Here is a 25,659-nt window from a genome sequence, read left to right as displayed (position 1 = left end):
TTCCCCATCATGAGCAAGCCACGCATTCTGGTGACCCGCGAGATTTTTCCCGAAGTGATCGAGCGGCTGTCGCAGCACTTCGACGTCGAATCCAACCAGGATGACGTGCTCTGGAGCGACGCCGAACTGGCCGAACGCCTGAAGGACAAGGACGGCGCGCTGACCACGGGAACGCAGCCGATCAACACGGCGCTGCTTGCCGCCTGCCCGCGGCTGCGCATCGTCTCCAACATGACGGTGGGCTACAACAACTTCGACGTGGCGGCGATGACGGCCGCGGGCGTGCAGGGCACGAACACGCCCGACGTGCTCACCGAGACCACGGCCGACTTCGGCTTCGCGCTGCTGATGGCTGCTGCGCGCCGGGTGACCGAAAGCGAGCATTACCTGCGTGCCGGCAAGTGGACGCGCTGGAGCTACGACATGTTTGCCGGCGCCGAAGTGCACGGCAGCACGCTGGGCATTCTGGGCATGGGCCGCATCGGGCAGGGCATTGCCAGGCGCGGCGCGTACGGCTTCGGCATGGATGTCATCTATCACAACCGTTCGCGCCTCACGCCGGAGCTCGAGGCCGAATGCCGTGCCCGCTACGTGAGCAAGGAAGAGCTGCTCGCGCAGGCCGACCACCTGGTGCTGGTGCTGCCCTACACGCCTGCATCGCACCACGCGATAGGCGCCGCGGAACTCGCGCAGATGAAACCCACGGCCACGCTGATCAACGTCGCCCGTGGAGGCATCGTGGACGATGCGGCCCTTGCGCAGGCGCTTGCGGACAAGCGTATCGCGGCGGCCGGTATCGACGTGTTCGAGGGCGAGCCTTCGGTCTACCCGGGGCTGCTGCAGGTACCCAACGTGGTGCTCACGCCGCACATCGCGAGCGCCACGGTCAAGACGCGGCTGAAGATGACTCAGCTGGCCGCTGACAACCTGATCTCCTACCTGGAAGGCGGCCTGGCCATCACGCCCGTGAACCAGCCGGCCGCTCGCGGCTGAGCTCCATGCCGCCTGCCGGAGAGCCGAGCCACCGATCGTTGCGATGACCCCTGAAACGCTTGCCATCCTCGTCCTGATTCTTTCCATCGTCACGGTGCTGTTGCTGCTGGCACTCGTGGTGCTGCTGTTGCGCAAGCCGCGCGGCGAGATCCCGCCCGAGTTGCAGCAGCGGCTGCTGGCGCTGGAGACCGTTGCACAGGCCACGCAGCTTGCGGTGGCGCGCAACGACGGGGCCATGAATGGCATGGCCATGCATCTGCGCGCGTTCTCGCAGACGTCGCAGGATGCGCTCGACGGTGTGCGCGATGCGGTGGATGAGCGGCTGGCGCTGGCGGTGAACGAGGCGCGCATCAGCCGCAACGAACTGCAGACTTCGCTGGGCGCGTTCGAGAACAAGCTCGATCAGCGCCTGGCGTTACTCGACTCCGCGTTCGCGCAGCGCTTCGAGACGCTGTCGCACACCCTGCGCAGCACGCTCAACGAGCGCCTGTCGGCGATCCAGACGGACAACTCCGCCAAGCTCGAGGAGATGCGCCGCACGGTCGACGAGAAGCTGCATGCAACGCTCGAGCAGCGGCTGGGCGAGTCCTTCAAGCTGGTCAGCGAACGGCTCGAGCAGGTGCACAAGGGGCTGGGGGAAATGCAGACGCTGGCCGGCAGTGTGGGCGACCTCAAGCGCGTGATGACCAATGTGAAATCGCGCGGCACATGGGGCGAGATGCAACTGGGCGCAATCATCGACAACGTGCTCTCGCCCGAACAGTACGCCCGCAATGTGAAGACCGTGCCGGGCAGCGATGAGCTGGTGGAATTCGCGATCCGCCTGCCCGGAAAGAAGGAAGACGAGCCCGTGTGGCTGCCCATCGATTCGAAGTACCCGGTCGAACACTACCAGCGGCTGCTCGATGCATCGGAGGCTGCGGACCGGATCGCGATGATCGCGGCAGGCAATGCGTTCGAGACGTCGATACGCCTCGAAGCCCGCAAGATCTTCAGCAAGTACGTCGCGCCGCCGCACACCACGGACTTTGCCGTGTTGTACCTGCCTACCGAGGGCCTGTTTGCTGAAGTGATGCGCAGGCCCGGCCTGGTGGAGGCGATCCAGAACGAGTGCCGCGTGATGATCACCGGTCCGGCCAATCTTGCCGCCATGCTCAACAGCCTGCAGATGGGTTTCAAGACGCTGGCGATCGAGAAGCGCTCGTCCGAGGTATGGTCGGTGCTGGGGCAGGTGAAGACGGAGTTCCAGAACTTTGGCGCGGTGGTGGATGCGACGCGCAAGTCGATCGAGGCCGCGGCGCGCAAGTTCGATCAGGTCGATGTGCGCACGCGAGCCATCCAGCGCAGGCTGCGATCGGTGCAGGAGCTCCCAGGGCCGCAAGAAGGGGCGAGCCCTCTCGCCGACGAATCCGATGAGGCGGGCGGCGGATTGCTGCCGGGCGGTGAGGGCGGTTGACGTGAATCTTGCGCTCGCGCGTCTCATCGCAGGACAGATCTGCATCCACGCCAGCATGACCGGCATGCGCATGGCCGCGCCGCTGCTCGCGCTGCGCGAGGGCTACAGCGCGGTGGCCGTCGGCATGCTGCTGGCGCTCTTCGCATTGACGCAGGTGTTTCTCGCGCTGCCGGCAGGGCGCTACGCGGACCGGCATGGCCTGAGGCGGCCCGTGAAGTATGCGGTGATCGTTGCCGCCGTGGGGTGCGCGACCGCGCTGGCCTTCCCGGTCTATGCCGCGCTGTGCTTTGCAGCGCTGTGCACGGGCGCGGCCACCGGCACGGCCACGATCGCGCTGCAGCGGCATGTGGGCCGCGCCGCGCACGACGCCACGCAACTGCGCCAGGTGTTCAGCTGGCTGGCCATCGGGCCTGCCGTGTCGAACTTCATCGGTCCGTTCTTTGCGGGCCTGCTGATCGACCACGCGGGCAGCTCTGCGGGAAGCACGGACGGCTACCGCGCCGCCTTCGCGATGATGATGGTGACCGCGCTGCTGACCTGGCTGTGGGTGCGCCATGCGCAGGAACTGCCGCCGGTGATTGCGGCCGACGATGGCCGGGGACGCAAGGCGTGGGATCTGCTCGGCGAACCCAACTTCCGGCGGCTGCTGATCCTCAACTGGCTGCTGTCTTCCTGCTGGGACGTGCATACTTTCGTCGTCCCTCTGCTGGGACACGAGCGCGGGCTGTCCGCCTCCGTCATCGGCACGATTCTCGGAATATTCGCGTTGGCCGCCGCACTGATCCGCGTGCTGATGCCGTTCATCGCGGAGCGCCTGCGCGAGGCCACCGTGCTGTGCTGGGCCATGGCCATCACCGCACTGCTGTTCGCTGTCTATCCCTTGATGCCCACCGCGTTCCTGCTGGGCACCTGCTCGGTGCTGCTGGGGCTGGCGCTGGGGTCGGTGCAGCCCATGATCATGAGCATGCTGCATCAGCTCACGCCGCCGGAGCGACACGGCGAGGCACTGGGCCTGCGGCTCATGGCGATCAATGGATCCAGCGTGCTGATGCCGGTGATCTTCGGCTATGCCGGTGCGCTCGTCGGTGTGGCCGGCCTGTTCTGGATCGTGGGAGCGGCCGTGGGGTCGGGCTCACGCATTGCATGGAAGATGCGCGGGGTGGAGGCATCTGGCCATGCGCACTGAGCCGCTTCCCAAGCCATGGCATGTCCAATGACGTGCGCATGGATGCCCGATGCATCAATGGCCTGAACAAGGTATGAACAGTTTTCTTTCCTTTGTCAGCAGGACGAGTGACAGCTCCATTGACCAGGGTGTGGTTGACGAGGCGTCCCATTGCCTGGACAGATTCACCGAGGCGTTCAATTCACTGGATCTGGCCGGAATGGACGCGCAGTTGCACTTCCCGCATGTGATGATTTCGGAGTCGGAGACACTGCTTTGGGATGCCCCCGGCCAGCACCCCTCCGATTTTTTCCTGCGGCTGAAAAGTACAGGCTGGGCATCCACCCGATATGAGTCGAAGGTTCCGGTCCTGACCAGCCGGGACAAAGTCCACTTTCTCGTCACGTACACCCGGCGCTCAAACGTGGGCGCAGAGCTGAGTCGTCACACCAACCTCTGGATTGTGGTGAGGCGAAACGACATGTGGGGCATATCGCTTCGCTCATATTGAGTGCGTGCAGCCCCTGGCAGCCAGGAGGCGGCATGCTGCGGAGCCGTGCCGGTCAGAGCTTGTAGAAGTCCCTGATCAACTGCCAGGCCTCGGCCGGATCATCCACGTAGTGGAACAGCTTCAGGTCATTGGCCGAGATCGTGCCCTGTTCGACCAGTGCCTCGAAGTTGACCAGCTTCTTCCAGAACTCGGTGCCGAACAGGATGATGGGCAGTGCCTTGGCCTTGCCGGTCTGCACCAGCGTGAGGACTTCAAACAGTTCGTCCAGCGTGCCGAAGCCGCCGGGGAAGGCCACGAGTGCCTTTGCCCGCATGAGGAAGTGCATCTTGCGCAGCGCGAAGTAGTGGAACTTGAAGCACAGCGAAGGCGAGATGTACTTGTTGCCGCTCTGCTCGTGCGGCAGCGTGATGTTCAGGCCCACGTTGAGTGCGCCCACGTCATGCGCGCCGCGGTTGGCGGCCTCCATGATGCCCGGGCCGCCGCCGGTGCAGACGTAGATGCGCTCCTTTTCGGTTCGGGTCTTGCCGAACTCCGCGACCAACCGGGCGAACTGGCGTGCCTTGTCGTAGTAGTACGAGTTCTTCACCGCCAGCTTGCCACGGGCGATGCGCTCCTCGTCGCCGCTGGCTTCGGCTGCCTCGAGCTGCTGCTTCGCGTCTTCGGGCGACAGCATGCGTGCGCTGCCGTAGACCACGACGGTGTGCTCGACACCTTGCGCGGCCATTTCCAGGTCGGGCTTGAGCAGCTCGAGCTGGAATCGGATGCCGCGGGTTTCGCGGCGCAGCATGAACTCGGGATCGGCGAAGGCGAGGCGGTACGAGTCCGCATCCAGCGGGTTGCCCGCGACGGCGAAGTTGTGGAGCTCCGCCCAGGCGTCGGCCAGGCGGCGGTCATTCAGGTCGGTATTGGCTTCCATGGAAATTCTTGTTGTCGATGGTTCAGTGAAAAGAAAGGGTGAGGGCGCCGGAAACCCGGCATCGTCGGTGGGATGTCGTTATCGTAAGCCGTGTCAGCGCTGCAATTGCGTCCAGAGCAGGGCAATGGTCTGCAGGCCCAGCCAGGTCATGAACAGCGAGCCGAGCAGGTGTACGGCGCACCAGCCGAGGGCCACGCCGAAGCGCTGCTCCTGCAGCAGGGCGATGACCTCGGCGGAGAAGCTGGAGAAGGTGGTGAGCGCGCCCAGGAAGCCGGTGACCAGCGCCAGCCGCCAGACGGGGTCGAGCTGCGGCATGGCCTGGAAAACGCCCACGCAGATCCCGATGAGATAGCCGCCCACGATGTTGGCGGCCAGCGTTCCCCAGGGAAGAACCGCGCCGGCGCTGAGCCACAGACCCAGTCCCCAGCGCGCCAGTGCGCCGAAGCAGGCTCCGACGCAGATGGCAATAACTTGAATCAGCATGGAGCCATTGTAGAGGCCGCGCAGAGACCTCGTCCGTGCCCGCCCCGGCGGCCGATCAGCCGCGCACGATCATCTTCTCAGGCAGCCAGGTGACGATCTCGGGGAAGATGTAGATGAGGGCCACGGCCGCGCACATCAACAGGAACATGGGCAGTGCCACGCGAGCGATCCAAAGCAGTTCCTTGCCCGTCATGCCCTGCAGCACGAAGAGATTGAAGCCGACGGGGGGCGTGATCTGGGCCATCTCCACGACCAGCACGATGAAGATGCCGAACCAGATCGGATCGATGCCCGCAGCGTTCACGGTGGGCATCAGCACGCCCATGGTGAGCACCACCATCGAGATGCCGTCAAGGAAGCAACCGAGGACGATGTAGAACACCGCCAGCGCTACGATGAGCTGCGCCCGGCTCAGGCCCAGCGAGGAGATCCATTCCGCCAGATGGCGCGGCAGGCCGATGTATCCCATCGCCAGCGTGAGGAACGCGGCGCCCGCGAGGATCAGTGCGATCATGCAGTACAGGCGGGTCGCGCCATACAGCGACTCGCGAAAGCTCTGCCAGTTGAGCGAGCCCTGTACCGCCGAGAGGATGAGCGAGCCCAGCACACCCACGCCCGCCGCCTCGGTGGCCGTGGCGATACCGGTGTAGATGGAGCCGAGCACTGCCGCGATCAGCAGCACGACGGGAATCAGCGCACGCGATTCGTGCAGCTTCTGCCAGAACGTCATGCGGGCATCGGCGCGCGGAACCTGGTCGGGAAAGCGCAGGGCCCACAGCATGATGAAGCCCGAGAACAGCACTGCCAGCAGCACGCCCGGCAACACGCCTGCGATGAACAGCTTGGAGATGGACACCTCCGCGGTGACGCCGTACACGATCATGATGATCGATGGGGGAATCAGCAGGCCCAGTGTGCTGGCCCCGGCCAGCGTGCCGATCACCATCTTCTCCGGGTAGCCGCGGCGGGTGAGCTCGGGCAGCGTCATCTTGCCGATGGTGGCGCAGGTGGCTGCGCTCGAACCGGAGACCGCGGCGAAGATCGTGCAGCCCACCACGTTGGTGTGCAGCAGCCGGCCCGGCAGGTTCTGCACCCAGGGTGCGAGGCCCTTGAACATGTCCTGCGAAAGCCGGGTGCGGAACAGGATCTCTCCCATCCAGACGAACAGGGGCAGGGCGGTGAGTGTCCAGCTCGACGCGGACCCCCAGATGGTCACGGCCATGGCATCTCCCGCGGGCCGCGAGGAGAACATCTGCATGCCGATCCATGCGACGCCGGAGAGCGTGAGTCCGATCCAGACCCCGCTGCCAAGAATCAGAAACAGCGTCGCAATCAGCAACGCGGTGATGGCCAGATCGCTCATCGGAGAGGGCTTTCGTGAAAGGCGGAATGAGGGGCAGGCTATTCGTTGCGCAGCGCTTCGCCGCTCACGGGGACACTGCGCTTGCCCAGGATCTCGAGCACCATCTCGTCAACACAGGCAATCGCCAGCACCACGGCACCCACTGCCATCGAGAGCTGGGGAATCCACAGCGGCGTGGCATCGTTGCTGGTGGAGATATCGTTGAACTCGTGCGATTGCCAGGCCAGCCGGACGCTGTAGTAGGCGAACAGGATGGCCAGCAGCGAGCCGAAGGCCAGCGCGAAGACTTCGAGCAGCTTCCTGGGCTTGCCCTTGAGTGCATTGATGATCAGCGTGACGCGGATGTGTTCGCCGCGCTTGAGCGTATGCGCCAGGGCCAGAAATCCGGCGGCCGCCATCAGGTATCCGGCATAGGCATCGATGCCGGAGATCAGGAAGTTCATCTGGCGGCTCAGGATGGACAGCAGCACTGCAATCAGCAGCGCCACCATGGCGATGGCGGCGAGCGCCGCCGTGCAGTCATAGAGCGCGTTCAGCAGGCGTCGCATGGGCAGGAGAGGTTGGTTGAAGCCGGCAGCGCGTTCATTTTTTTCATTGCTTGCGGTAGGCATCCACGAGCGCCTTGCCGTCGGGGCCGGCCTTGTCCAGCCACTCCTTGAGCATGGTCTCGCCGACCTTGTTCATGTCGGACTTGAGCTGAGCAGGCGGTGGCAGCACCTGCATGCCCTCGGCCTTGAGCTTGGTGAGCGTGTCATCGTTCACGCGGCGGCTCGCGGCCCAGCCACGGGTCTCGGCGTCGGCTGCAGCCTTGAGCACGGCATCCTGCGTGGGCTTGTCGAGCGCGTCAAATGCCTTCTTGTTCATGATGACCGCGTTCTTGGGCAGCCAGGCCTGTGTGTCGTAGTAGTACTTGAGATGCTCGTAGAGCTTGCTGTCGACGCCGGTCGCGCCGGAGGTCATCGTCGACTCGACCACACCGGTCGCCAATGCCTGCGAGAACTCCGCGGCCTGCACCGTCACGGGCTGCGCGCCCACGAGCTCCGCGATGCGTGCGGTGGCCGGGCTGTAGGCGCGCCACTTGATGCCCTTGAGGTCGGCGGCGCTGTTCAGCGGCTTCTTCGTATAGATGCCCTGTGTCGGCCAAGCGACCGAGTAGAGCAGCATCATGCCCTGCTCGCCCAGCTTCTTTTCCAGGAACGGCTTCTGCGCCTTGTACAGCTTCATCGACGAGTCGTAGCTGTCGGCCAGGAACGGGATGCCGTCCGCGCCATACAGCTGCCATTCGTTCTGGTAGTTGACGAGCAGGATCTCGCCCAGCTGTGCCTGCGCACCCTGCACGGCGCGCTTGATCTCGGGCGCCTTGAACAGTGCGGCATTCGCATGCACGGTGATCTTGAGCTTGCCACCGCTTGCGCTCTCCACTTCCTTGGCGAACTGTGTGATGTTCTCCGTGTGGAAATTGGTGGTCGGATAGGCCGTGGCGAAGTCCCACTTCGTCTGCGCCTGTGCCGAGGCCATGCCCAGCGTCCCACACATTGCTACAGCGGCCACGGAAAAAAGTCTGCGCTTCATTGTCATCACTCCACGGTTCACGGAACGGAAGAAGTCAGGCGTGTGCCTGAAATCGGATCAATGTAGCGGATGAGTTTTTCGGAACTAATAGGTACATACCTTAGGGAAGCTCTGCACGAATCCAATCGACACATGCCAGCGCGGACTCGGGCGGTCTGCGGCGTTGAAAATCCTCGCGATAGCTTCGGCTATCCCTGCGGTTTTCGCCTTGCAGCCCATCCCGATCCGCGCTGGCTGCTTGTCGATCGATTCGTGCAGAGTTTCCCTAGGCTTGGCAGAACAGCCACAGCAATACCGATAGCCCGGACTGGAACCGGTTGCGTGCCCCTCACTTCGATGGACAATAGTTGCTCGAATGGAATGACCGAAGGCGCAGCACAACGCGCCAGGAAACCGAAATGACAAGTCGACGCTGGCAGTTCTGGGTGGATCGCGGTGGTACGTTCACCGACGTGGTGGGGCGCAGGCCCGATGGCGACATCGTGACGCACAAGCTGCTGTCCGAGAACCCGGAGCAGTACCGCGATGCGGCCGTGGCCGGCATCCGGCACTTGCTGGGCCTGCAGTCCGGCGAGCGCATCCCGGGCGAGCAGGTCGAATGCGTGAAGATGGGCACCACCGTGGCCACCAATGCGCTGCTGGAGCGCAAGGGCGAACCCACGCTGCTGGTGACCACCAGGGGCTTTCGCGACGCGCTGCGCATCGCCTACCAGAACCGCCCGCGCCTCTTCGACCGGCGCATCGTCCTGCCGGAGCTGCTCTACAGCCGCGTGATCGAGGCCCAGGAGCGCATGAGCGCCGGCGGCGAGGTCATCGAGGCGCTCGATGCCGGGCATCTGCGCGAGCGGCTCTGGGCGGCCCACGACGCCGGCCTGCGCAGTGTGGCCATCGTATTCATGCATGGATGGCGCTACACCGAACATGAGGCAGCAGCGGCGGAGCTTGCGCGCGCAGCGGGGTTCACCCAGGTCAGCACGTCGCACGGCACGAGCCCGCTCATGAAGTTCGTGAGCCGTGGCGACACCACGGTGGTCGATGCCTATCTCTCGCCGATCCTGAGGCGCTACGTGGAGCAGGTGCAGGCCGAGCTGCCGGGCGTTCCCCTGTATTTCATGCAATCGTCGGGCGGACTGGCGCATGCCCACCGCTTCCAGGGCAAGGACGCGATTCTCTCCGGGCCTGCGGGCGGCATCGTCGGCATGGCGCGCACCGCGCAGATCGCGGGCCAGCAGCGTGTGATCGGCTTCGACATGGGGGGCACGTCCACCGATGTGAGCCACTTCGCCGGCGAGTTCGAGCGGGAGTTCGAGACCCAGGTCGCCGGCGTGCGCATGCGCGCGCCGATGATGAGCATTCACACCGTGGCCTCGGGCGGTGGTTCGATTCTGGCGTTCGACGGCTCGCGCTTTCGCGTGGGGCCCGAGAGTGCGGGGGCCAATCCCGGGCCCGCGAGCTATCGGCGCGGCGGGCCGCTTGCCGTCACCGATGCGAACGTGATGGTGGGGAAGCTGCAGCCCGCGCATTTCCCACGCGTGTTCGGGCACGCCGCGAAAGAGAGCCTGGATGCAGACGTGGTGGCCCGCAAGTTCGCGGAGCTGGCCGCGCCCCTTGCCCGAGCCCCCGAGGCGGTCGCGCATGGCTTCATCGAGATCGCCGTGCAGCAGATGGCCAATGCCATCAAGAAGATTTCGGTGGCGCGTGGCTATGACGTCACGCGCTACACCTTGCAGTGCTTCGGCGGCGCGGGCGGACAGCATGCCTGCCTGGTGGCGGATGCGCTGGGCATGGAGAAGGTGCTGATCCACCCGCTGGCCGGCGTGCTGTCGGCCTACGGCATGGGTCTGGCAGACCAGAACATCATGCGCGAGAAGGCGCTGGAGCTGCCGCTCACGCAGGCCTCGTATCCGCAGATCGAGGCCACGCTGGTCGAACTGCAAGGCGTGGCGCGCTCGGAGCTTGAGGAGCGCGGGCTGGCATCCACCGACGCCGCGGTGCTGCGCCGTGCGCATGTGCGCTACGAGGGGGCCGACTCGGCGCTGGTCGTGCCGTTCGGGAGCCTTGTCGAGATGACGGCGTCATTCGAGTCGGGCTATCGACAGCGCTTCGCATTCCTGATGCAGGGGCGCGGCCTCGTCGTCGAGGCGGTGTCGGTGGAACTGGTGGTGGCGGGAGATACACCGGGCGAGCGGTTGCAGGAAGAGCAGCCACCGCGCGAGGTACCGGTGGCTGACCGGCTGCGCGTGTTCACCGTGGGGGTGTCGGGCGAACCGCAATGGCATGACGCTGCGCTCATCGTGCGCGAGGACATGCGGCCCGGCGACAGCGTGAAGGGGCCCGCCATCATTGCGGAGAAGAACGCCACGACCGTGGTGGAGCCGGGCTGGGAGGCGCGGCTCACGGGGCTCGACCACCTGCTGCTGACCCGCCATGTGGCCCGTGCGCGGCGCATGGCGGCGGGAACGCAGGTCGATCCCGTGCTGCTCGAGGTCTTCAACAACCTGTTCATGAACATTGCCGAGCAGATGGGGCTGCAACTGCAGAACACCGCCTACTCGGTGAACATCAAGGAGCGGCTCGACTTCAGTTGCGCGCTGTTCGACGGGGAAGGGCACCTGATTGCCAATGCGCCGCACATGCCCGTGCACCTCGGCTCGATGGGCGAGAGCATCAAGACGGTGATCGCGCGCAACCAGGGCAGCATGCGGCGTGGCGACGTCTTCGTGCTCAACGATCCCTATCATGGCGGAACCCACCTTCCCGACATCACCGTGATCACACCGGTGTATGTGGGTGATGGCGACACGCCCACGTTCTATGTGGGCAGTCGTGGGCACCACGCCGATGTGGGCGGTGCGACGCCGGGCTCCATGCCGCCGTTCTCCACGCGCATCGCGGAAGAGGGCGTGCAGATCGACAACGTGAAGCTGGTCGATGGAGGTGTACTTCGCGAGGCGGAGATGGTGGCGTTGCTTCAGAGCGGGGAATTCCCGGCGCGCAACCCCGTGCAGAACATGGCTGACCTCAAGGCCCAGATCGCAGCCAACGAGAAGGGCGTGCAGGAGCTCAACCGCATGGTCGAGCAGTTCACGCTGCCCGTTGTCCAGGCCTACATGCAGCATGTGCAGGACAACGCCGAGGAGTCGGTGCGCCGCGCGATCACGCGGCTGGCTGCCCGCATGAATGGCGGACAGTTCACGCTGTCGCTGGACAACGGGGCGCAGATCCAGGTGGCCATCCGTATCCATGCCGGGGAACGCAGCGCGGAGATCGATTTCACCGGCACGTCGGCGCAGCAGACGAACAATTTCAACGCGCCCACCGCCGTGTGCATGGCGGCGGTGCTCTATGTCTTCCGCACGCTGGTGGACGATGACATCCCGCTCAACGCGGGCTGCCTCAAGCCGCTGAAGGTGCATATTCCCGAAGGCTGCATGCTCAATCCGCTGCCGCCGGCATCGGTGGTTGCGGGCAATGTGGAAACCTCGACATGCATCACCAATGCGCTGCTGGGCGCGCTGGGCGTGTCGGCCGCAAGCCAGTGCACGATGAACAACTTCACTTTCGGCAATGCGCGCTACCAGTACTACGAGACCATCTCGGGCGGAAGTGGCGCGGGTGGCGTATTCGATGATGCCGGTGCGCTGGTGGACGGCTTCGACGGAACCAGCGTGGTGCAGACGCACATGACCAACTCGCGCATGACCGATCCCGAAGTGCTGGAATTCCGATTTCCGGTGCGCCTCGAGAGCTATGCGCTACGCGCCGATTCGGGTGGACAGGGACGATGGAACGGGGGCCACGGCGGCATTCGCCGCATGCGCTTTCTCGAGCCGATGACGGCCGGCATTCTGTCCAACGGTCGTGTGAACGGCTCGTTCGGCATGGCGGACGGCGGCGCCGGCAAGCCCGGCATCAATCGCGTGGTGCGCAAGGATGGGCGCGTCGAGGAGCTTGGGCACATCGGCCAGGCGCAGATGGAAGCCGGTGACATCTTCGAAATCCACACGCCGGGAGGCGGCGGATTCGGAAAGCGTTGACGGTGCTGACGGAGGGGGCCGAGTGGGGCTCAGTCCGGCTCCATTTCGCCGCACTGCACGGCCGCGGCCTGCGCGCGGCTTTCGCTGTTCTCGCTGAGGCTCGGCGGCACCTTCTCGCCCGAGCGGCGCGCGCGGAACAGCGCGGCGCGCATCAGGAAGATGGTGGTGACGGGCACGGTCACGGCGATGAAGATGGCGATCAGGAGGGCATGGATGGCGAGCTTCTGCTCCTGGACCGAGAAGTAGATCACGGTGGCGTGCATGACGCACCAGGTGGCCAGCGTCGCAATGATCGAGGGTGCATGAACGCGCTCGAAATAGGTCTTCAGGCGCAGCAGTCCGGATGAACCGATCAGCGCGACGAGTGCGCCCAGCACCACGACGGCCGAGATGAAGATGTCGAGCCAGAGCGGGAGAATCTGTTCGGTCATTCGATCACCTCGCCGCGCAGCAGGAACTTGGCCATGGCCGTCGAGCTGGCAAAGCCCAGCAGGGCGATGAGCAGCGCGGCCTCGAAGTAGGCGCTGCTGCTGTAGTAGATGCCCAGCACCAGCATGAACAGCATGCCGTTGAGGTACATGCAGTCGAGTGCGAGCACGCGGTCCTGCGCGGCCGGCCCGCGCAGGATGCGGATCAGGCAGCAGAACATGGCCAGCGACAGAAGGAACATCGCGATGGGAAGGGCCACCGACAGCACGGGATTGATCATTCGAAAATCTCCATCAGCGGGCGTTCGAACCGGGACTTGACGTGATCGATGATGGTCTGCGGATCATCGACCTCGAGCACATGCAGCATCAGCATGGAGCGGTCGAGCGAGAGCTCGGCCCATGCCGTTCCGGGCGTGATGCAGACGATCATGGCCAGGACGGCAAGGCCATTGGGGTCGCGCAGCTCGAGCGGGATATGCACGAAGCCCGAGGGGCTGCGGCGTGATTTGGGGAACACGAGAAAGCGCACCACCGCAATGTTGGAGGCCGTGGTGTCCACCATCACGGCCCAGCACAGCCGCAGGATGGCGCCGAGGTTGCGCACGCGCACATGGCGCGGGCGCAGGCCGCTGAACATCACCGGCAGCAGCAGCGCAAGAATGATCGCCAGCACGACATGGCCGATGCTCAGCGACTGGTTGAGCAGCAGCCAGATCGTGAACAGCGCGACCGAGAGAAGCGGCGCGGGAAAGATCTTCTTCATCATTGCCGACTCCCTGTCGCACTCTCGGTCGCGCTTCCCATCGCGCTCTCCGCAGGTAGCGACGGTGCCTCATGCGCCACCGGGCCGGGTTTGGGGCGCGTGGACATGACCGCCTTCACGTAGGTGCCGGGGGCATGGAGCATGTTGGCGGTGGCCTGCGTGAAACGCATCACGGGCTCGGCCTTCACGGTGAGCATGATGCTCGCCAGCAGCAGCATGGCGAGCGGCAGGGCCTCCACGAGGCGCAGCCTGGGCGCCGTGCGCGCATGGCTGGCCCAGAACACGCGGATGCCCGAGCGGGTGAGAGCGATCAGCGCGATCAGCCCGGTGGCGATCATGAGCGTGACCAGGGTCCAGCCGGGCGTGCCCAGCTGCATGCCCGCGGACGAGCCCATGCCCAGCGGATTGATCAATGCCGTCAGCATGGCGAACTTGCCGATGAAGCCCGACAGCGGGGGCAGGCCGGCGATCACCAGGGTGCACATCAGGTACGCGATGCCCAGGAAGGCGGCAGCTGCGGGAATGACACGACCCACCAGCACCTCTTCGTCCTCATCGAAATTGGTGCCGGCCTGCGGGGTGAGTTCGGGCGTCAGGAAAGGCGCAGTCTCGTCCTCGTCGTAGGGCGAGAAGCTCGATCCATCGTTGCGCCAGCGCTCGACCAGGTCGGACAGCAGGAACAGCGCGCTCACGGCGAGCGTGGAGCTCAGCAGGTAGTAGAGCAGGCCCGCGGTCAGTTCGTTCTGCCCGAACCCGGTGGCTGCGAGCAGCGTGCCCGACGAGAGGATCGCTGCATAGCCCGCGAGCTTGGAAAAACGCTGCGAGCCCAGCATGCCGATGGCGCCGAAGGCCATTGTCAGCACGCCGCCGCCAATCAGCCACATGCTGCCGAAGAGCGCCGAGGCACCGGCCTCGCTGCTGAACATGAGCGTCCACAGGCGCACGATGGTGTAGATGCCGACTTTCGTCATCAGGGCGAACAGCGCACCCACGGGCGGCGTGGCCGCGCTGTAGGCCGGCACCAGCCAGAAGTTGAGCGGCCAGACGGCGGCCTTGATGAGAAACGCGGTGGCGAGGATGGCCGCCGCCGCGTGCAGCAGGCCGCGATCCGCAGCCGCGACGCTGGGAATGCTCTGCGCGAGGTCGGCCATGTTGAGCGTACCGGTGATGCCATAGAGCATCGAGGCGCCGATCAGGAACAGCGACGATGCCGCCAGGTTGACGGCGATGTAGTGCAAGCCCGCCTGCACCCGCGTGCGCCCGGAGCCATGCAGCAGCAGGCCGTAGGAGGCGGCGAGCATGATCTCGAAGAACACGAAGAGGTTGAACAGGTCGGCCGTCAGGAAGGCGCCCGACAGGCCCATCAGCTGCAACTGGAACAGCGGGTGGTAGTGCACGCCCGCGCGGTGCCAGCGAGACGCGGCGAAGATGATGGAGCACAGCGCGACGAAGCTGGTCAGCACCAGCATCATCGCGGAGAGCCGGTCGAGCACCAGCACGATGCCGAAAGGCGCAGGCCAGTTGCCTGGCAGATAGACCCCCATGGAGGCGGTGCCTCCGGTCGCCTTGCTCCACTTGAGCAGGGCGATGGCGACGATCAGGCCCAGCAGCGTGGATGCCAGATTGATCACCAGCTTGGCGCGCTGGCGCTCTTCGCCCAGCAGCAGCATCATGGCCGCCGTGAACATCGGCAGCATGATGGGCGCGAGGATCAGGTGCGGCATGAGCGCCGAAGTCCACTCACTGAAGATGCTCATGGCATCTCCTGCGAGTTGCGCGCATCAACGCCGTCCACATGGTCGGTGCCGCTCATGCCGCGCAGCGCCAGCAGCACGACGAGGAACAGCGCCGTCATGGCGAAGCCGATCACGATGGCGGTCAGCACCAGGGCCTGCGGCATGGGGTCGGCATAGTGGTGCAGGTCCTGCGGAACGCCGCTGGCGAGCACGGGCTCCTTGTCGATCGCGAGGCCGATGCGGCCCATGCTGAACATGAACAGGTTGACCGCATAGGCCAGCAGGGACAGGCCCATGATCACCTGGAAGGTACGCGGGCGCAGCAGCAGCCACACGCCCGAGCCGGTGAGCACGCCGATGGCGATGGCAAGCACGATTTCCATCAGCGGGCTCCTTCGGGGGTGAATTCAGGGTTGGTGTTGTCGTCGGATGCCAAGCGGATCGGTTCCTCGGGAAGTTGGACGGTCAGGGCCTCCTGCTGCTCCTCCATCAGGCGTTGGTGGTAGCGATGGCCGCGCACCGACTGGTGGGCAATGGCGATCAGGATCAGCAGCGTCGAGCCGACGACCAGCAGGAACACCCCGATGTCGAAGAACAGCGCGCTGGCGATATGGATCTCGCCCAGCACCGGCAGCGTGAAATGCGCCGTGTGGCTGGTGAGGAATGGATAGCCGAACACGATGGAGCCGAGGCCCGTGCCCAGCGCGAACAGCATGCCCAGCGCGATCCATTTGCGCGGATAGAGCGTGAGGTGTGCCTCCACCCATTCGGTGCCCGAGATGATGTACTGCAGCAGCAGGCCCACTGACAGGACAAGGCCCGCCACGAAGCCGCCGCCGGGCTCGTTGTGGCCGCGCAGGAACAGATAGAACGACACCAGCGCGGTGAACGGCAGCAGCAGCCGCACCAGCACGGCGGGCACCATGAGATAACCCACGGCGGTGTCCTTGGCATTGCGCGGGTTGAGCAGGTCGGTCTGCAGGTCGGGCGCGAGCCAGCGCTGCTGCTCGGGCAGGTCCATGGCCTCGGGCGCGGGGCGGAAGCGCCGCAGCAGCGCGTAGATGGTGAGCGCGACGATGCCCAGCACGACAATCTCGCCGAACGTATCGAAGCCGCGGAAGTCGACCAGCATCACGTTGACGACGTTGGTGCCTCCGCCCTCGGTGAGCGCGCGCTCCAGGAAGAAGGTGGAGGTGCTTTCAGGGAAGGGACGGCTCATCATGGCGTAGGCGAGCCAGGCCATGCCGCCGCCCGCGCACACCGCGATCACGAAGTCGCGGGCACGGCGCGCACGGGTGCGCAGCGAGCGGTTTTCCGCGGCCGAGATCGTCTGGTCGCGCTTGGGCAGCCAGCGCAGACCGAGCAGGATGAGAATGGTGGTGACGATCTCGACCACCAGCTGCGTGAGCGCGAGATCGGGCGCCGAGAACCACAGGAACGTGAGCACGGTGCACAGCCCCGATCCACCCATCAGCGTCAGGGCCGCGAGGCGGTGGTACTTGGCCTGCCAGGCGGCAGCCAGCGCGCAGGCCGAGCCCACGGACCACAGCACGACGAAGGCGGGCGAGAGCGGCAGGGTTCCCCGATCGCCGAACTCGATGCCGCGTGCGATCAGCGGAATGACGGCACCCAGGACAGCGGCCAGCGCCAGCCACAGCATCTGCCACTGCAACCTGTTGGTGGACAGCAGGCGCTTGCCGCGGCGCCCGGCGTAGGTCAGGCGCGTGATGAACCATTCGAAGATGGCACGGCCGCTGATGTACTGCATGACGGGCGGCGCATCCACGCGGCCGGCCTCGCGCTGCATGCGCAGGATCCAGTACAGCAGGATGCCGCCGAGCAGCGCGATGATGCTCATGACCAGCGGCGTATTGAAGCCGTGCCAGATGGCGAGGCTGAATTCGGGCAGCTGGCCGGTGCCGATCACCGGAATCGCCGCGGCGTCGAGGAAGCGGCCCACCGACCAGTTGGGGACGATGCCGACGACCAGGCAGGCCAGCACCAGCAGTTCGACGGGAACCCGCATCCAGTGGGGGGGCTCATGCGGCTGCAGCGGCAGGTCGGTGGCCGGGGGGCCCCAGAATACGTCGACGATGAAGCGCAGCGAATAGGCCACGCTGAAGATGCCCGCAATGGTGGCGGCAATCGGCATCGCCATGCTGACGAAGGGCGACGCGTCCACGAACACGGTCTCGGCGAAGAACATTTCCTTGGAGAGGAAGCCGTTGAGCAGCGGCACGCCGGCCATGGCCGCCGCCGCCACGCAGGCCAGTGTGGCGGTCACCGGCATCATCTTGCGCAGGCCCGAGAGACGGCGGATGTCGCGCGTACCGCTTTCATGGTCGATGATGCCCGTGGCCATGAACAGCGACGCCTTGAACGTGGCATGGTTCATGATGTGGAAGACGGCCGCCACGGCGGCCAGCGGGCTGTTCATGCCGAGCAGCAGCGTGATCAGGCCCAGGTGCGAGATGGTGGAGTAGGCCAGGAGGCCCTTGAGGTCGTTCTGGAACATGGCGGCATAGCCGCCGATCAGCAGCGTGGCAATGCCTGCGCCGCCCACCAGCCAGAACCATTCGTCGGTGCCGGCCATCACCGGCCATAGGCGCGCGAGCAGGAACACTCCGAGCTTCACCATGGTGGCCGAATGCAGGTACGACGACACCGGCGTCGGTGCGGCCATCGCGTTGGGCAGCCAGAACTGGAAAGGGAACTGCGCGCTCTTGGTGAAGGCCCCCAGCAGCACCAGGATCAGTGCCGTGAGGTACATGGGGTGGTTGCGCACCAGCTCGGCCGAACCCAGCACGCGGTCCAGGTCGTAGCTGCCCACGATGTGCCCGATCACCAGCATGCCGGCCAGCAGGCACAGGCCGCCCGAGCCGGTCACCGTTAGCGCCATGCGTGCGCCGCGGCGCGCGTCCTCGCGGTGGTGCCAGTAGCCGATCAGCAGGAAGGAGAACAGGCTGGTCAGCTCCCAGAAGAACACCAGCTGGATGATGTTGCCCGACAGCACCACGCCGGACATGGCGCCCATGAACGCCAGGAAGAACGAGAAGAAGCGCGGAACCGGGTCGGCGGGCGACATGTAGTAGCGCGCATACAGCACGACCAGGCTGCCGATCCCCATGATGAGCATGGAGAACATCCACGAGAACCCATCCATGCGGATCACGAAATTCAGGCCCAGCGCGGGAAGCCAGGCGAACTCCTGCCGTATCACCTCGCCGTGCGCGATGTCGGGGAAGAGCAGCGCTGTCTGCACCGCGCAGAACAACGCGATGCAGCCCGCCAGCGTCGACTCCGCATTGCGGGCGTTCGCGGGCAGGACAGCGGCCACGAGGCTTCCGATCAACGGAAGGAGGATCAGTAGTGCAAGGGACATGGATGACCAATTCTACGGTCGAGCGAAGAAGGTTTGCTATGAAATATTTAGCAAACTCAGATGGTCGAATATAAGGTTTTCTTGAAAAACTCCGTTAGTTTCTAGGGGTGTTCCGATTAAAAACCGGCCCGCGCAGGCCCTCTGTAGGACAGAAACACCGTTCGATGGGAACCGCGCGCGGGCGAACGGCGGCACGCCGTTGATTTTCCGCCCGGACACCGGATGGCGGTCTCGGTGTTTGCGAGGCATGGCGGCTGGCAAAGGGCTGGGAGTGACGTCGGGGGCGATGCCCGCGGCATGCAGGAAGGAAAATGGGCCCCACGCTCCCCCTGTTTGGCATGGTCCGCGGCCCCCCTGGGGGCGCTTTTCATCTTGGGGCGGCCCGGCGATGAAAAAAGGCGATGAGTCCTTGCGGATCCCATCGCCGGGTCATGAAGCGCCGCCACAAGGCGGTGGCGGCGAGGCCGATAGCCTGGGCGCGCTACTTGGCGCTCACCGGGGGCTTGTCGGCCTTTCCTGCCTTGGCAACCTTGCCCAGGTCACGTTGCGCACCGGATTTGGCCGTTGCCGAACCTGCTGTCGCCGTGGATGGATCGAAGGACTTGCCGTTCACCACGAGGCCTTCCTTGGAGAGCTTGCTGGCGCGCTTGGTGCCGATGCCCTTCACGCGCCTGGCGAGGTCGTTCCAGTCGCTGAACGGGGCGGCCTTGCGCTCTTCCTGGATCAATCGGCTGGTGGCGGGGCCGATGCCCTTGATGCCGTCGAGCTCGGCTACCGTGGCGGTATTGATGTCAACGGCCGCCAGGGCCAGGGTCGTGCTCAACGCAGCAGCCAGAGCTGCCAGCCAACGTTGGATTCTCATGTGGATTCCTCCCTCTGTGATGGCATTCGTTCTTATGTGAATGCCGTGTTGGACAAACAAACACGCACAGAGGTCGGGGATCCGCGTGATTCAAAGCTCCTCGACTCTGCGCGCGGGATAACTATCCCACGTTTGGCATCCGGGGCACTGCCAGAAATGCTGACGGGCCTCAAAGCCACAGGCAGCACAGCGGTAGCGCGTCAAGGGCTTTGCAGCTTGATCAAGAGAGCGTTGCACCTGCGGGTGAAATTGCTCGTGTTCGAGCTTTTCGTCATGGAGCCATTTGGCAGCAGCGACTAGGGAGGGCTCATGTTCGAGGTGGCGCACATACCATTCGCGGGGGCTCGAATCGTGCCCCAGTGCGGTGTCGAGTGCGACGATCCCGTCCAGCAGATCCAGCGAAGGCATGACGTCGTAGCGCTGGCGCAGCAGCGTGAACACCTTCTCGCCTTGTCCGGTGGCGAGGCTGAGCTCCACCATCAGCGGGACGGCGAGGGGCAGCCAGACGGGAGCCACGTCGGCCAGTTCCAGCAGCGTGTCGAGCGCCTCGCGTGCATGGCCCGCGCGCTGCTTCAGGCGCGCCAGTTCGATGCGCGCTCGGGCTGCCTGAGGCGCGGTCTTCACCGCCTGCTCGAACATGGCGCGCGCACCCTCGGTGTCGCCATGCGCCGATTTGGCCAGAGCCTGTTCGCACAGGAAATGGGCCTGGCGTGCGCTGAAATCGCCCTGGTGTGCCTCCTGCATCTTCTGGGTGATGGCCATGGCCTGGGGCCAGTCGCGCGAGCGTTCGTAGATCGCCAGCAGGGCCACGCGGGCCTGGGCCTCGAAGGGCGTGCCTTCCAGGCGGCGCAGCGCGTCCTCGGCATGATCGAGCAGGCCCGCCTTGAGAAAGTCGAGCGCCAGGGCGTGCTGGGCGCGATCCCGGTCCGCGCGGCCGAGGTCGCCACGGGAGAGAAGGTGTTCGTGCACGCGCACGGCACGGTTGTATTCGCCGCGGCGGCGAAACAGGTTGCCCAGCGCGAAGTGCAGCTCGGTGGTATCGGGGTCGTTCTGCACGGCCTCGATGAAGGCGTCGATGGCCTGGTCCTGCTGCTCGTTGAGCAGGTAGTTCAGGCCCTTGAAGTACGCCTTGGGCGCGCGGCGATTCTCGTCGCGCAACTGGCGCAGGTCAAAGCGCGAAGCCAGCCAGCCCAGCACGAAGGCAACGGGCAGGCCCAGGAGAATCCAGCTGAGATCAAATTCCATGGATGGGGGGCTGTTGCAGCGCCGGATCGTTCGAAGGTGTGGCGGCAGGTGCCGGAGTTGCCGCGCCGGCATCGGCCGGCGGCGTGGCTGCGCGCTGGGCGGCCGCACGGTGCTTCCACCAGCGGGGCACCATGCCCAGCACGCCCACCACGACGCCCAGCGCAAACGCAGCGAGCACGATCAGCACGAGCGGTGCGCGCCATTGGGTGCCGAAGAAGAAATGGACGATCGCGTCCTGCTGGTTGTTCAGCGCAAAGGCGAACAGCGTGAAAAATATGGCTGCCTTGAGCAGCCACAGGAAATATTTCATGAAGGAATCTCTCCAGTGCTGCGGGAGATTCTACGGTCAGACATGCCCCGCCCGGGAAGTCCCTGCAGGGGAGGGTCAGGCTGTAGGGGTCGAGGCCTGTGCCAGTGCGGCAGGCGTGCGCTGATCCACCGCTTCGCGCAGGGCCTTGCCCGGCTTGAAATGCGGTACGCGCTTTTCGGGAATGGCAACGGCTTCGCCGCTGCGGGGGTTGCGGCCCATGCGGGGTGGGCGGCGTGTGACGGAGAAGCTGCCGAAGCCGCGGATTTCAATGCGATGACCGCGCACCAGCGCATCACTGACAGCGTCGAGAATGGTCTTGACGGCGATTTCGGCGTCGCGCTGCGTCAGGTGGTCGAAGCGGGCGGCCAGTTCCTCAACAAGGTCAGATCGGGTCATGTAGTTATCGCTAAATCTTCGGAAAGACAAAAAAAAGCGGACGCATCCTGCGCCCGCTGTCCTGAGCCAGTTGACCGGGCTCTGCTGGCAGGGCCCGGTCAGTGGTTCATTGCAGTGCCGGTGCGGCACCCGACGAGTGATTACTTGTCGGAGTGGTCCAGCTTGGCACGCAGCAGGGCGCCGAGGCTGGTCGTGCCAGCGTTTTCCTTGGCGGATTGAGCCGACAGGGAAGCCATGGCTTCTTGCTGGTCAGCCTGGTCCTTGGCCTTGATCGACAGCTGGATGTTGCGGGTCTTGCGATCCACGTTCACCACCACGGCTGTGATTTCGTCGCCTTCCTTGAGCACGTTGCGAGCATCTTCCACACGGTCGCGGGAGATTTCGGAAGCGCGCAGGTAGCCGATGATGTCTTCGCCGAGGTCGATTTCAGCGCCACGGGCGTCAACGGTCTTGACCTTGCCGGTCACGATCTGGCCCTTGTCGTTCACGGTCACGAAGGTCGTGAACGGATCGCTGTCGAGCTGCTTGATGCCCAGGGAGATGCGCTCGCGGTCGACGTCGACTGCCAGCACGATGGCTTCCACTTCCTGGCCCTTCTTGTAGTTGCGAACTGCGGCTTCGCCGGGTTCGTTCCACGAGAGGTCGGACAGGTGCACCAGGCCGTCGATGCCGGCAGCCAGGCCCACGAACACGCCGAAGTCGGTGATCGACTTGATCGGGCCCTTCACGCGGTCGCCGCGCTTGGTGTTCTGTGCGAACTCTTGCCATGGGTTGGCCTTGCACTGCTTCATGCCCAGGCTGATGCGGCGCTTGTCTTCGTCGATCTCGAGGACCATGACTTCGACTTCGTCACCCAGCGACACGAGCTTGGAAGGAGCAACGTTCTTGTTGGTCCAGTCCATTTCGGAAACGTGCACCAGACCTTCGATGCCTGGCTCGAGTTCCACGAACGCGCCGTAGTCGGCAATGTTCGTGACCTTGCCGAACAGGCGGGTGCCCGAAGGGTAGCGGCGCGACACGCCCAGCCATGGGTCGTCGCCCATTTGCTTGAGGCCCAGGGACACGCGGTTCTTCTCGGTGTCGAACTTGAGGATCTTGGCAGTGATTTCCTGACCGGCTTGCACCACTTCCGAAGGGTGACGCACGCGGCGCCATGCCATGTCGGTGATGTGCAGCAGGCCGTCGATGCCGCCCAGGTCCACGAACGCACCGTATTCGGTGATGTTCTTGACCACGCCGTTGACGATGGCGCCTTCCTTCAGCGTCTCCATCAGCTTGGCGCGCTCTTCGCCCATCGATGCTTCCACCACGGCGCGGCGGCTCAGCACCACGTTGTTGCGCTTGCGGTCGAGCTTGATGACCTTGAACTCCATCGTCTTGTTTTCGTATGGAGTCAGGTCCTTGATCGGACGTGTGTCGATCAGCGAACCGGGCAGGAACGCGCGGATGCCGTTGACCAGAACGGTCAGGCCGCCCTTGACCTTGCCGGAAGTGGTACCGGTGACGAATTCGCCGGATTCCAGAGCCTTCTCGAGCGACAGCCACGAAGCCAGGCGCTTGGCGGTGTCACGCGACAGGATGGTGTCGCCGTAGCCGTTTTCGATCGAGCCGATGGCCACGGACACGAAGTCGCCCACTTGGACTTCGATTTCGCCCTGGTCGTTCTTGAATTCGTCGATTGGCACGTAGGCTTCGGACTTCAGGCCAGCGTTCACAACCACGAAGTTGTGTTCAACGCGCACCACTTCAGCAGTGATGACTTCGCCTGGGCGCATTTCGGTGCGCTGCAACGATTCTTCGAATAGGGCGGCAAAAGATTCAGACATGTATTTCCTTGTCCACAAACAGGTTTCCACCGGCACCATTGCCGGATGTTTCTAAGACTGCCTGCGGAGGAGTGCGATTTCGATAGAAAACCGCGGGGGTTAGAGTTGCAAAAAACCACACAGCCAATGCGCTAGCAGGGCGCGACGGGAACTGTGTGGAGCCGTTCGTCAGTGGGTGTCCGGCGTTGAAAAATCAAGCACCGAACGGCTGACGTGCCTGCCACCAGGCAATCACCCGATCCACCGCCTCATCGATGGAAAGATCGGAATTGTCCAGCACCAGAGCATCTTCTGCAGGCTTGAGCGGCGCAACCGCCCGGCTCTGATCCCGGGCGTCACGCGCCTCAAGGTCTGCGCGAAGGGTGTCTATATTAGCTGAAATCCCTTTAGAAATCAACTGCTTATAACGGCGCTCCGCGCGACACGCGGCGGAGGCGGTCAGAAACACCTTGAGCGGCGCCTGCGGGAAGATCACCGTGCCCATGTCGCGGCCATCCGCCACCAGGCCCGGAAGCCGCTGGAAGCTGTGCTGCAGGTCGATCAGCGCTGTGCGCACCTGCGGCAGTGCCGAAACCCGGGAGGCATTCATCCCGGCTTCCTCGGTGCGGATGGCGTCGCTCACGTCGTCCTGGTCCAGCCAGATGCGGCCGCCGTGGAAATGCACCGGCAATTCGCGAGCCAGCGCTGCGATCTGCTCCTCGTGGGCCGCATCGATCGCCAGCCCGGCGCGAATGGCGGCATGGGCGGTGATGCGGTACATCGCACCCGAATCGAGGAACCGGTAGCCCAGCTTCTGTGCCACTGCCGCGGCCACCGTCCCCTTGCCCGAGGCGGTGGGGCCATCGATGCAGATCACGGGGATGTGGCGCGGGGCGGTGCGCGTGACGCTGAACAGCGCCTCGAAGTAGTCGGGAAAGGTCTTGCCCACGCACTTGGGGTCTTCGATGCGCACCGGAACGCCGGCGGGATTGAAGGTGGCGAGCGAGAAGCACATGGCGACACGGTGGTCGTCGTAGGTATGGATGCTGGCCGCGCGCCAGTCGGCAACCGTCGGGGGCGGCGTGACGCGCAGGTAGTCCGGGCCTTCCTCGATGATCGCGCCCAGCTTGCGTGACTCGATGGCCATCGCGGCGATGCGGTCGGTTTCCTTCACGCGCCAGCTGGCGATGTTGGTGAGCGTGGTCGTGCCGTCGGCGAACAGCGCCATCACCGCGAGCGTCATGGCCGCGTCGGGAATGTGGTTGCAGTCCATGTCGATGGCCTTGAGGGGCCAGGCGCCTCGGCGGATCTTGAGCCAGTTCGGACCGCTCTCGATATCGGCGCCCATGGCGCGCGCAGCCTCCACGAAGCGGATGTCGCCCTGGATCGAGTCCTGGCCCACGCCCAGCACGGTGATGCCGTCGTGCCCGGCGCTCGCCGGCGCCAGCGCGCCGAGCGCGATGAAGTAGCTCGCGGACGAGGCATCGGCCTCGACATGCACCACGCCGGGAGACACATAGCGGCTGCCGGCCGGGATGGTGAAGCGCTGCCAGTTGTCGTGTGCAACGGCAATCCCGAAGCGCGCGAGCAGTTCGAGCGTGATGTGGATGTAGGGCTTGGAGATCAGCTCGCCGACCACGTCGATCACGATGTCGCGGTCCCTGGCGACCAGCGGCAGCGACATCAGCAGGGCGGTGAGGAACTGGCTCGACACGTCGCCTCGCACCTTGATCGGCTCGCCGAGCGCCAGCGGCGGCAGGCCATCGCCGTGCCGGATGTGCAGTGGAGGAAAGCCGTCGTTGCCCAGGTAGTCGATCTGGCAGCCAAGCTGGCGCAGCGCGTCGATCAGGTCGCCGATGGGGCGCTCGTGCATGCGCGGCACGCCCGAGAGCTCGAACTCTCCGCCGAGCAGCGACAGCGCCGCGGTCAACGGGCGCATCGCGGTGCCGGCATTGCCGAGGAACAGCTTGGCGGGCGAGTTCGGCGCCTTGGTTCCCAGGCCGGTGATGCGCACGGCGTCGGCATCCTCGCGCACGTCGCAGCCGATCTGGCGCAGTGCGTCCAGCATCACGCGGGTGTCGTCGGAGGCCAGCAGGTCGCGCACTTCGGTGGTGCCTTCGCTCAGAGCGGAGAGCAGCAGCACGCGGTTGGAGATGCTCTTGGAGCCTGGCAATTGGACACTGCCGCCCGCTGATTCCAGCGCCGGCAGATCGAGGTACTCGGTAGTGAACAT

At 65.0% G+C, this 25,659-nt stretch carries 22 protein-coding genes; 5 read left to right on the top strand and 17 right to left on the bottom strand.

Annotated elements, in window-relative coordinates:
* The first annotated feature begins 9 nt into the window (after positions 1-9).
* The 4 genes from H9K76_RS13105 (at position 10) to H9K76_RS13090 (ending at position 4,125) form a co-directional block, all read left to right on the top strand.
* Positions 10-993, top strand: a complete 984-nt coding sequence (locus H9K76_RS13105; RefSeq protein ID WP_187595862.1) for a 2-hydroxyacid dehydrogenase — start codon at positions 10-12, stop codon at positions 991-993.
* Positions 994-1,036: 43 nt separating this feature from the next.
* Complete coding sequence (locus H9K76_RS13100; protein ID WP_187595861.1) at positions 1,037-2,449, top strand: DNA recombination protein RmuC; 1,413 nt, start codon at positions 1,037-1,039, stop codon at positions 2,447-2,449.
* A gap of 1 nt (position 2,450) precedes the next feature.
* Complete coding sequence (locus H9K76_RS13095) at positions 2,451-3,635, top strand: MFS transporter (RefSeq protein WP_187595860.1); 1,185 nt, start codon at positions 2,451-2,453, stop codon at positions 3,633-3,635.
* Between the two features lie 73 nt (positions 3,636-3,708).
* Complete coding sequence (locus H9K76_RS13090) at positions 3,709-4,125, top strand: hypothetical protein (RefSeq protein WP_187595859.1); 417 nt, start codon at positions 3,709-3,711, stop codon at positions 4,123-4,125.
* A 52-nt stretch (positions 4,126-4,177) separates the two neighbouring features.
* Here the strand turns inward: H9K76_RS13090 and H9K76_RS13085 are convergent, their stop codons facing one another.
* The 5 genes from H9K76_RS13085 to H9K76_RS13065 all read right to left on the bottom strand — a co-directional run bounded on the left by H9K76_RS13085 (position 4,178) and on the right by H9K76_RS13065 (position 8,459).
* The gene (locus tag H9K76_RS13085) at positions 4,178-5,041 is read right to left on the bottom strand and encodes an LOG family protein (RefSeq protein WP_187595858.1); all 864 of its coding nucleotides are present in this window, start codon (positions 5,039-5,041) and stop codon (positions 4,178-4,180) included.
* 93 nt (positions 5,042-5,134) lie between these two features.
* The gene (crcB, locus tag H9K76_RS13080; protein WP_187600629.1) at positions 5,135-5,521 is read right to left on the bottom strand and encodes a fluoride efflux transporter CrcB; all 387 of its coding nucleotides are present in this window, start codon (positions 5,519-5,521) and stop codon (positions 5,135-5,137) included.
* Between the two features lie 58 nt (positions 5,522-5,579).
* Positions 5,580-6,887, bottom strand: a complete 1,308-nt coding sequence (locus H9K76_RS13075) for a TRAP transporter large permease (RefSeq protein WP_187595857.1) — start codon at positions 6,885-6,887, stop codon at positions 5,580-5,582.
* A 38-nt stretch (positions 6,888-6,925) separates the two neighbouring features.
* A complete protein-coding gene (locus tag H9K76_RS13070; RefSeq protein ID WP_187595856.1) occupies positions 6,926-7,435 on the bottom strand; it encodes a TRAP transporter small permease in 510 nt (169 codons plus the stop codon).
* Positions 7,436-7,478: 43 nt separating this feature from the next.
* On the bottom strand, positions 7,479-8,459 hold the full coding sequence (locus tag H9K76_RS13065; protein ID WP_187595855.1) for a TRAP transporter substrate-binding protein: 981 nt from the start codon (positions 8,457-8,459) through the stop codon (positions 7,479-7,481).
* Positions 8,460-8,857: 398 nt separating this feature from the next.
* On the opposite strand from H9K76_RS13065, the gene H9K76_RS13060 reads away from it, so the two are divergent.
* Complete coding sequence (locus H9K76_RS13060) at positions 8,858-12,496, top strand: hydantoinase B/oxoprolinase family protein (protein WP_187595854.1); 3,639 nt, start codon at positions 8,858-8,860, stop codon at positions 12,494-12,496.
* A 29-nt stretch (positions 12,497-12,525) separates the two neighbouring features.
* On the opposite strand, the gene mnhG is transcribed toward H9K76_RS13060, so the two are convergent.
* The 12 genes from mnhG to H9K76_RS13000 all read right to left on the bottom strand — a co-directional run bounded on the left by mnhG (position 12,526) and on the right by H9K76_RS13000 (position 25,659).
* On the bottom strand, positions 12,526-12,927 hold the full coding sequence (gene mnhG, locus H9K76_RS13055; RefSeq protein ID WP_187595853.1) for a monovalent cation/H(+) antiporter subunit G: 402 nt from the start codon (positions 12,925-12,927) through the stop codon (positions 12,526-12,528).
* On the bottom strand, positions 12,924-13,205 hold the full coding sequence (locus tag H9K76_RS13050) for a K+/H+ antiporter subunit F (protein WP_187595852.1): 282 nt from the start codon (positions 13,203-13,205) through the stop codon (positions 12,924-12,926). Before H9K76_RS13050 ends, mnhG begins: the two co-directional genes overlap by 4 nt.
* Entirely contained in the window at positions 13,202-13,693 is a 492-nt protein-coding gene (locus H9K76_RS13045; protein WP_187595851.1) for a Na+/H+ antiporter subunit E, read from the bottom strand. Before H9K76_RS13045 ends, H9K76_RS13050 begins: the two co-directional genes overlap by 4 nt.
* Positions 13,690-15,447: a monovalent cation/H+ antiporter subunit D gene (locus H9K76_RS13040; RefSeq protein ID WP_187595850.1), complete on the bottom strand. Its 1,758-nt coding sequence runs from the start codon at positions 15,445-15,447 to the stop codon at positions 13,690-13,692. Before H9K76_RS13040 ends, H9K76_RS13045 begins: the two co-directional genes overlap by 4 nt.
* Positions 15,444-15,809, bottom strand: coding sequence for a Na+/H+ antiporter subunit C (locus H9K76_RS13035; RefSeq protein ID WP_187595849.1), 366 nt, complete (start codon positions 15,807-15,809; stop codon positions 15,444-15,446). The genes H9K76_RS13040 and H9K76_RS13035 overlap by 4 nt, the downstream gene beginning before the upstream one ends.
* On the bottom strand, positions 15,809-18,808 hold the full coding sequence (locus H9K76_RS13030; protein ID WP_187595848.1) for a monovalent cation/H+ antiporter subunit A: 3,000 nt from the start codon (positions 18,806-18,808) through the stop codon (positions 15,809-15,811). Before H9K76_RS13030 ends, H9K76_RS13035 begins: the two co-directional genes overlap by 1 nt.
* Positions 18,809-19,289: 481 nt before the next feature.
* Positions 19,290-19,670, bottom strand: coding sequence for a ComEA family DNA-binding protein (locus H9K76_RS13025; RefSeq protein ID WP_187595847.1), 381 nt, complete (start codon positions 19,668-19,670; stop codon positions 19,290-19,292).
* Positions 19,671-19,760: 90 nt separating this feature from the next.
* Positions 19,761-20,915: a lipopolysaccharide assembly protein LapB gene (lapB, locus tag H9K76_RS13020; RefSeq protein WP_187595846.1), complete on the bottom strand. Its 1,155-nt coding sequence runs from the start codon at positions 20,913-20,915 to the stop codon at positions 19,761-19,763.
* Positions 20,905-21,225, bottom strand: a complete 321-nt coding sequence (locus H9K76_RS13015; RefSeq protein ID WP_187595845.1) for a LapA family protein — start codon at positions 21,223-21,225, stop codon at positions 20,905-20,907. The genes lapB and H9K76_RS13015 overlap by 11 nt, the downstream gene beginning before the upstream one ends.
* 75 nt (positions 21,226-21,300) lie before the next feature.
* On the bottom strand, positions 21,301-21,621 hold the full coding sequence (locus H9K76_RS13010; RefSeq protein ID WP_187595844.1) for an integration host factor subunit beta: 321 nt from the start codon (positions 21,619-21,621) through the stop codon (positions 21,301-21,303).
* A 140-nt stretch (positions 21,622-21,761) separates the two neighbouring features.
* Positions 21,762-23,447 carry a 30S ribosomal protein S1 gene (gene rpsA, locus H9K76_RS13005; protein ID WP_187595843.1) on the bottom strand — a complete coding sequence of 562 codons (1,686 nt, stop codon included), beginning with the start codon at positions 23,445-23,447 and terminating at the stop codon, positions 21,762-21,764.
* A 193-nt stretch (positions 23,448-23,640) separates the two neighbouring features.
* Positions 23,641-25,659: a bifunctional 3-phosphoshikimate 1-carboxyvinyltransferase/cytidylate kinase gene (locus H9K76_RS13000; protein ID WP_187595842.1), complete on the bottom strand. Its 2,019-nt coding sequence runs from the start codon at positions 25,657-25,659 to the stop codon at positions 23,641-23,643.

Source organism: Diaphorobacter ruginosibacter (assembly GCF_014395975.1).
Lineage (GTDB): Bacteria > Pseudomonadota > Gammaproteobacteria > Burkholderiales > Burkholderiaceae_C > Diaphorobacter_A > Diaphorobacter_A ruginosibacter.
Note: the sequence above shows the minus strand (reverse complement) of the source record. Positions and strands in the feature narration are given on the sequence as shown.